General features: G+C 36.9%; 9 protein-coding genes and 1 tRNA gene. 3 read left to right on the plus strand and 7 right to left on the minus strand.

Annotated features, from left to right (window positions below):
- Positions 1-81: 81 nt before the first annotated feature.
- The 3 genes from JCM14932_RS07050 to JCM14932_RS17080 all read right to left on the minus strand — a co-directional run bounded on the left by JCM14932_RS07050 (position 82) and on the right by JCM14932_RS17080 (position 4,225).
- Positions 82-1,962 carry an ABC transporter ATP-binding protein gene (locus JCM14932_RS07050; RefSeq protein ID WP_025024272.1) on the minus strand — a complete coding sequence of 627 codons (1,881 nt, stop codon included), beginning with the start codon at positions 1,960-1,962 and terminating at the stop codon, positions 82-84.
- A complete protein-coding gene (locus JCM14932_RS07055) occupies positions 1,962-3,683 on the minus strand; it encodes an ABC transporter ATP-binding protein (RefSeq protein WP_025024273.1) in 1,722 nt (573 codons plus the stop codon). Before JCM14932_RS07055 ends, JCM14932_RS07050 begins: the two co-directional genes overlap by 1 nt.
- Before the next feature lie 233 nt (positions 3,684-3,916).
- Entirely contained in the window at positions 3,917-4,225 is a 309-nt protein-coding gene (locus tag JCM14932_RS17080; RefSeq protein WP_235700553.1) for a hypothetical protein, read from the minus strand.
- Between JCM14932_RS17080 and JCM14932_RS17085 the strand changes: the two genes are divergently transcribed.
- The 3 genes from JCM14932_RS17085 to JCM14932_RS07070 all read left to right on the plus strand — a co-directional run bounded on the left by JCM14932_RS17085 (position 4,194) and on the right by JCM14932_RS07070 (position 4,802).
- The gene (locus JCM14932_RS17085; RefSeq protein WP_235700552.1) at positions 4,194-4,454 is read left to right on the plus strand and encodes a CPBP family intramembrane glutamic endopeptidase; all 261 of its coding nucleotides are present in this window, start codon (positions 4,194-4,196) and stop codon (positions 4,452-4,454) included. The two genes, JCM14932_RS17080 and JCM14932_RS17085, sit on opposite strands and share 32 nt — an antisense overlap.
- Entirely contained in the window at positions 4,454-4,675 is a 222-nt protein-coding gene (locus tag JCM14932_RS07065) for a hypothetical protein (RefSeq protein ID WP_025024275.1), read from the plus strand. Before JCM14932_RS17085 ends, JCM14932_RS07065 begins: the two co-directional genes overlap by 1 nt.
- Positions 4,676-4,729: 54 nt before the next feature.
- A tRNA-Glu gene (locus JCM14932_RS07070) sits at positions 4,730-4,802 on the plus strand.
- A gap of 177 nt (positions 4,803-4,979) precedes the next feature.
- Here the strand turns inward: JCM14932_RS07070 and JCM14932_RS15925 are convergent.
- The 4 genes from JCM14932_RS15925 to JCM14932_RS07090 form a co-directional block, all read right to left on the minus strand.
- The gene (locus tag JCM14932_RS15925) at positions 4,980-5,927 is read right to left on the minus strand and encodes a peptidoglycan recognition protein family protein (protein WP_025024276.1); all 948 of its coding nucleotides are present in this window, start codon (positions 5,925-5,927) and stop codon (positions 4,980-4,982) included.
- Positions 5,928-6,227: a phage holin family protein gene (locus JCM14932_RS07080; protein ID WP_025024277.1), complete on the minus strand. Its 300-nt coding sequence runs from the start codon at positions 6,225-6,227 to the stop codon at positions 5,928-5,930.
- 3 nt (positions 6,228-6,230) lie between these two features.
- Positions 6,231-6,521 carry a hypothetical protein gene (locus JCM14932_RS07085; RefSeq protein WP_025024278.1) on the minus strand — a complete coding sequence of 97 codons (291 nt, stop codon included), beginning with the start codon at positions 6,519-6,521 and terminating at the stop codon, positions 6,231-6,233.
- Between the two features lie 131 nt (positions 6,522-6,652).
- Positions 6,653-7,048 (minus strand): hypothetical protein, encoded by a 396-nt coding sequence (locus tag JCM14932_RS07090; protein ID WP_025024279.1) that lies wholly within the window; start codon positions 7,046-7,048, stop codon positions 6,653-6,655.
- Positions 7,049-7,180 lie beyond the last annotated feature (132 nt).

Below are 7,180 nucleotides of genomic sequence, written 5' to 3' on the forward strand. Positions count from 1 at the left end.
ACGATTAGTGACTTCACCACTTCGTGGCAAATTCACTAACCTAGGTAATGCTCAGTTGTTACTGTCTTTTGACACGCTCTGTTACATGGCAACATTTCCAGCAAACTGTGAATTATAAAGATCAGCGTAGAATCCGTTCTTAGCCATCAATTCGTCGTGATTTCCGGTTTCAATAATTGATCCGTGATTCATAACGATGATGCTGTCGGCGTCTCTGATTGTTGACAATCTATGTGCAACAACGAAACTTGTTCTATTCTTCAATAATCTCTCCATAGCGTGTTGAATGTGAACCTCAGTTCTTGTATCAACTGATGAAGTGGCTTCATCAAGAATCAAGATTTCGGGATCAGCAACGAAGGCTCTGGCAATTGTGATCAACTGTCTTTGACCTTGAGAAATATTTGATGCTTCCTCATTCAGAACTGTGTCATATCCATCTGGCAATTGTCTAACGAAGTTATCAACGTGAGCTGCCTTAGCAGCTGTGATGATTTCTTCTTTAGTTGCATTTTCATTACTATACTTCAAGTTGTCATAGATTGAACCAGTGAATAGCCATGTATCTTGAAGAACCATTGCATAATGACTTCTGACTTCTTCACGAGTCATATTTCTGACATCTTTACCATCAATCTTAACTGAACCGCCACTAACATCGTAGAAGCGCTCTAGTAAGTTGATAATGGTTGTCTTACCAGCACCAGTTGGTCCAACGATAGCAACCATCTCACCTGGTTTAACATGCAAGTTATAGTCTTCCAATAGGATTGGCTTGCCATCGTAACCAAATTGCACGTGATCAAGTGTTACCTTGTCATCAGTATCTGAATCTGGAACATCGACTTTTGTATTATCCATTTCTGGTTCATCGATGATCTCAAAGATACGCTCAGCTGATGCAACAGTTGCTTGAATCGTATTGGTTAAGTTAGCAAGTTGTGAAATTGGTTGTGAAAATTGGTTCATGTATTGTAGAAATGCCTGAATGTCACCTAGCGGCAAATTACCATTAGCAACTGAGATACCACCATACATTGCCACAAACACATAACCTAGGTTATTCAAGAAAGTCATCAAAGGCATAACGATACCTGAGATCATTTGTGCCTTCCACGAAGCCTTGTATAATTTTTCATTTTCATCTTCGAATACTTCGATCGAGTCACCTTCATGGTTAAAACTCTTAACAACGACGTGACCAGAATAGTTTTCTTCAACTTGGTTATTCAAGAGACCAAGTGACTTCTGTTGTCTCTTGAAGAATTTTTGTGATTGGGGTGCAATAACACCAACAACTAACAAACTGACAGGAATTGTTGCAAGAGCAATCAGGGTCAATTTCCAACTAATGGTGAACATCATCCACAATACACCAATGAAAGTAACGGTACTAGTTACAACTTGTGTGACACTTTGCTGCAACGTACCGGCGATATTATCCATATCATTAATTGCACGTGACATGATATCACCATTTGAATGTGAATCGTAATAACTGATCGGTAAACGTTCCATTTTAGACTTCAAATCACGTCTTAACTTATAAACAGTCTTCTGTGAAATACGAGTCATAGTAAATTGTTGCAAGAAAGTGAACACGGCTGAAGCCAAGTACATCAACATTACGATTAAAATAATATGTTCGATTTTTGTAAAGTTGATTGGCAATTGGCTGACCTGAATACCAGCTTTTTGCTGTGCAGCACCAGTCATAACACCTTTATAGATCTCAGTTGTAGCTTCACCCAAAATCTTAGGTGTTCTGATTTGGAAAATAGCTGAAGCAACCGCTAGAACTAACACAATCGTAATTCCAATAACGTATGAAGACATATACTTAGCTAATCTTCCCGTCGTCTTCCAAAAATTCTTAGGTTTCACAACTAAACCTGCACCGTGGCCACCAGGACCATGACCGCCAGTTGTTGGTTGTGGAGCTTTAGTATCTTCTTTAGCCATTACTTAGCCTCCTTAATTTGAGACTCGATAATTTCTTGATAAGTCTTATTATTTTCTTTCAATTCCTCATGAGTACCTAGACCAACCATCTTACCGTCATCAAGAACAACGATTTGATCAGCATCAGCAACAGTTGAAATTCTTTGACCAACAATAACAACAACACCTTGACTGATTTTTTCATCATTCTTAAGTGCAGTTCTCAAGTTCAAGTCAGTCTTGAAGTCAAGTGCTGAGAAGGAATCATCAAAGACATAGATTGAAGCATCTTTGACAAGAGCACGAGCAATAGCCAAACGTTGCTTTTGACCACCAGAGAAGTTATCCCCACCTTGTTCAACGATAGCGTCTAATTGTCCGTCGAGCTCCTTAACGAAATCAGCAGCTTGAGCAACTTCCAGTGCATGCCAAATTTCATCGTCGGTCGCATCGTCCTTACCATAAGTCATGTTTGAACGAATTGTTCCTTTGAACAATATGGCTTTTTGAGGAACCATCGCAACCTTTTTGTTAATATCCTCAGTACTCAATGCCTTCACATCAGTACCATTCAAACTAACGACACCAGTTTCTGAATCAAAGAATCTTGGAATCATATTGACCAAGGTACTCTTACCAGAACCAGTACCACCGATGATAGCTAATGTTTGACCGGCATCAATGCTGAAGTTCAAATTAGACAAAGCCAGATTTTCAGCACCAGTATAGCGGAAGTTTACATCACTAAATCCTAATGATGGTTCATCCTTAATCTTAGCTGGCTTAGCAACTGTATCAATAGTACTTTCTGTAGCGAACACTTCTTGAATACGAGCAGCTGAAGCTGAAGCACGAGGTACAAACACAAATACTAATGAAAGAATCATAAAACTCATTAGTATTTGCATTGCATATGTCATAAAGGCAATCAAATTACCAACTTGCATTGATTGGTTAGCAATGTATTTCGCACCCAACCAAGTAATACCAACATTAGTTCCACTCATTACCAATGTAACAATTGGGAACATCAATGCTACAATAGTAAATACCTTGATGGCATTGCCAGTGTAATCAGCATTGGCATCTTTGAAACGATCTTGTTCAAATGCATCTTGGCGAAAGGCTCTGATAACACGGACTCCCGTAAAACCTTCACGGAAGATCAGATTCAATCTATCAGTCTTCTTCTGCATAGCCTTGAACAATGGCACAGCAAAAAACATGACTAATCCAATCAAAACAATCAGAATTGGAATTGAGATCAAGAAGATCTTAGTCATTTCTGCATTCTTCTGGTACGCCATAACACTTGCACCTATCAACATGATTGGTGCCATGATCATCATACGAAGCATCATGATCATAACGTTTTGAATTTGAATAACATCATTAGTTGTTCTAGTTGTTAATGAAGATGTATCAAATTTGTCAAATTCGTCACTGGAGAAGTATAATACTTTCTTAAATAAATCAGATCTTAATTTTCTACCTAACCCCTGTGAGGCTTGTGCGGCCATAAGAACATTTCCTACGGCTGCTATAACACTGATGATCGAAACTAAGATCATTTTCATACCGGCATGCATAATGTAATTAGTATTACCGGTTGAAACACCGTTGTTAACAATATCAGACGTAATGTTTGGTAGATATAATGTTGCAATTACTTGGACGACCATAAACAAAACCGCACCGAGTACTTGCCAAGCATTAATTCTGCCACGAGCAATCTTAAACAATCCATTCACTCCTTTATAAAAAAACTCATTATAGTATTAAAGCACTTATTTATTCAAAATACTAATAATAATTATCAATAAGGTGGTTTCCCATTGAATAATAAAATTAATACTCTCAATCCAATTAAGGGACTGTTTCGTATTATAGCATTTATATTACTATTTTTAGCAGAACAAATCCCACTAAGCATACTTACTTTAACAAAAAAAGATTTGGGCTCAAAATATACAAGCTATCTAAAATTTGCACCGATAATAACCATAGTGCTTTTATTGATTGCCTCAATAATTCTGTGGCTTGTTTTTAAACGCGCACAAAAGTTCAAGTCAGTCAGATTTAATAAATCCACTTGGATTATAATAATTATTGCATCTATTCTAGTCTTTGCTGTAAATCTGATCACCGTCCCAATGATGAAATCAACCAATGATAATGTTGCAGCTTTAGAATTGGTTGCCAAAAATAACATAGTTATTCTAGTCTTTTTTACAATCGTTGTCGCTCCTATATTGGAAGAAATACTTTTTCGAGGAATCTTCATGAATTGGTTCTTCGTTAATAATTCACTAATATCAGTAATATTGAGCGGTATCGTCTTCGGATATGTTCACGCACCATTCTCACCAGGAACCGATTGGATCTACGCTTTGTCAAAAGTATTACTTGGAATAATCCTTGCGGCAGTGTATGCACGTACCAAAAATATAAAGGCAAATATTACTGTTCACTTCTTGAACAATTTTCTTGCCATCTTAGCAGGCTTATTATAATGAAAGAACACGATCGAAAAAAAATCAATGAATCATATCAAAGCGTCCTCCGTAAAGTAGTGATCTGGGGTGTCTTATCCATGCTATTGTTAGCAACTTCAAAAGTTACCGGCTGGATCATTATGGAATTTGCAGGATTAGCTAGTGTTGTTTATACAATAATATTGGTTGTCATTCTGTTTTATATATCTTTTATCTTAAAATCATCAAAAAAACGATAAATCCTTATTGACATAACACAATGATTACAGGTAAAATGATATTTGTTGTTTGATTGCCCGTTGGTCAAATGGTTTAAGACGCCACCCTCTCAAGGTGGAGTTATGGGTTCGATTCCCATACGGGTGATTTTGTACTAAATTCCACTACATTTTATAAACATAAAAGGGTCGTAAACGTTGAGTTTACGGCTTTTTTGTTTTTCAAGAACTCTAAGTAATTCTAACGTTTTGTATCTATGGGGCACAAATGGGGCACAAAATAAAAAAAAGCTCCTACTCATTTAAGAGTAAGAGCCATTAAACATTATCCTTTATATCCAGAACCTTGTGCATATTTGAGTGGTAGATACATATCCGTGGCAATTTTGTAGCAGTAACCAACTTTAGGAACGTTAACAACTGCTGCATACTTCCAAGCTGAACCACCATCAAGGTTAGCACCTACTACTTCACCTTTTAGGTTAACAGCATGTACAGGGATGTCTGAATTAATTAGCACTTTGTCTTTAAAGGTTGTGATTGACTGTGGAATGTAAATATTTCCACCAATGCAATATTGTGGTTCCCCGTTAATCATCTCAATTCCAGCGGAAATCCAACCAGTTCCTGGTGCGATATCGGTAGTAGAGTTAGCTGAACCATCGAGCTTGTAAGTAGCATAAGCCTTCACATTGCCCTTGAGTGTGGTTACAACATTATTGATATTTGTAAATGTCTTCTTAGGCTCTACTACATCTTCAATACCAACCGCAATGTCATGAGTTAGCTGTTCGTGTGTAATACCCCAGAATGGTTCTAGATAGCTTTCAACTGGATCAGTATGTGAACCCCAGATATTTTCTGAAATCCATTTGTGTGTTTTAATTCCATTACCTGAACCATCCAATGTACAAGGAATACCATATTGTTTAGCTTTAGAACGTGCGAAGTTAACGAAAGTTGCATAGTCTTTCTTAAAAGTTGCTTTATCAGTCGTGCGAGCAAGCTCGATTTGTACTGGTGAATTGGCATTAGCATAGCTACCAGCTCCCCAAGCTTGATATCCGTCAGCACCGACTTGATAAATCTTTCCACCGTCACCAATGACGTATTGGACATAAGTTTGAGTTGTTGCCCAATTATTTTTGAAGTAACTTGCATTGGCTTTTGCACCAATATTAGTTGTCTCGTGTAGCACAATATATTTATTACCTGTTTGGAGGGATGAACCCTCATTTTCAGCTAGTTCATAGTTTCTATTGATATTAAACATTTATTTATCTCCCTTTTCGCTATTCTCATATCCGCCTAGTACGCCTTTTATTCCCGTGAACAATCCAGACGTATATCCACCAGCTAGAAAGCCAGTTAGCCCAGCCTTACCTAAATCTCCATCGTGGAATACTCCAGCAATTGCCAAACCAACTAATAGCCCCACTGCCATGCTAATGAATGGCATATATTTATTATCTAACCTTGATTTTTTAGCTCCTGCTGTTAGTACATAGCAGACTAAAACAATTGCTGTTAGCTCTGCTACATTAATTAGTTGTAAACTTTGTAGAATATCCATTAATTAATCTCCCTTACTCTTAATCTCTTCCACATCTTGTTCAATATCTCTAAGTCTTAACCCATGATCGTGTAACATTTCACCATGGGTTTTTAATTTTCGGAACATTCTGTCATGGTCTTTAGAACTGCTTTGAGTTAGTTCTCTAACAGATGTGGTTAATTCATTTACTGTTTGCGTAAATTTTGTGATTGTAATGACCAGCTTTACTATTTGCCATAAAGCTATCGATATAGCTGTAATAGCGGCAATCCAAGCTACCCAATTTTTAATAAAAATTGGAACTGGTGGCATTCACATCCCTCCCTTAATTTTTCGTAAAAAAATAAGCCTATAAGGCTGTGATTTTAGTTATTTCTATGTCGGTTACAACAAGATGAAGTTCCGTTCTATCTCCATAATTTTATATCTCATATGCCAATTATCTAGCATGCACTAACAACAATATTGCATTTTCTAATCGAACCTGAATTAGTATACACAAGATAGACGTTGTCCTCGATAAACTTCAATTTCATTATTGCAAATTTACTACTTGATTGAAGATCAATAGTCCCCGTATCTAAAAATTCTTCTACCATAAAGACCTGATTAAAATCCCAAAAATAACCCGACGATGTTGTATGGTCAATGAATGACACTATCAAACTAGTAAACTTCCGATCCAAGAGTTCCTGTCTCGTTATACCCAAGTCTAAATTATCAGAAATTGAACTAGAGTCTTTGTTAGACAGTTTAACAATTTTGGGTTTTCCACTAACTTCAGTATCTCCAAACATCAACTTTGTAACGTCACTATCTCCATATTTTAATTCTGTCATTAGCTTACCTCCGTATCATCAGTTACTATATAGAACTTTTCTTCCAGAGTTCCAGCTGTCTTCTTAGCTTCATAGTCAGTTTGACTAATAATTTCTGGTTTTAATCCATAGTTGGCTAGCTCCGTCTTATCA

This window comes from Companilactobacillus nodensis DSM 19682 = JCM 14932 = NBRC 107160 (genome assembly GCF_000615905.1).
GTDB classification, from domain to species: domain Bacteria; phylum Bacillota; class Bacilli; order Lactobacillales; family Lactobacillaceae; genus Companilactobacillus; species Companilactobacillus nodensis.

Excerpts from the sequence above, each read along its gene's own strand:
- JCM14932_RS07050 (WP_025024272.1), bottom strand. The coding sequence starts at position 1,962 with ATGGCTAAAGAAGATACTAAAGCTCCACAACCAACAACTGGCGGTCAT.
- JCM14932_RS17080 (WP_235700553.1), bottom strand. The coding sequence starts at position 4,225 with ATGAAGATTCCTCGAAAAAGTATTTCTTCCAATATAGGAGCGACAACG.
- JCM14932_RS07065 (WP_025024275.1), top strand. The coding sequence starts at position 4,454 with ATGAAAGAACACGATCGAAAAAAAATCAATGAATCATATCAAAGCGTC.
- JCM14932_RS15925 (WP_025024276.1), bottom strand. The coding sequence starts at position 5,927 with ATGTTTAATATCAATAGAAACTATGAACTAGCTGAAAATGAGGGTTCA.
- JCM14932_RS07080 (WP_025024277.1), bottom strand. The coding sequence starts at position 6,227 with ATGGATATTCTACAAAGTTTACAACTAATTAATGTAGCAGAGCTAACA.
- JCM14932_RS07085 (WP_025024278.1), bottom strand. The coding sequence starts at position 6,521 with ATGCCACCAGTTCCAATTTTTATTAAAAATTGGGTAGCTTGGATTGCC.
- JCM14932_RS07090 (WP_025024279.1), bottom strand. The coding sequence starts at position 7,048 with ATGACAGAATTAAAATATGGAGATAGTGACGTTACAAAGTTGATGTTT.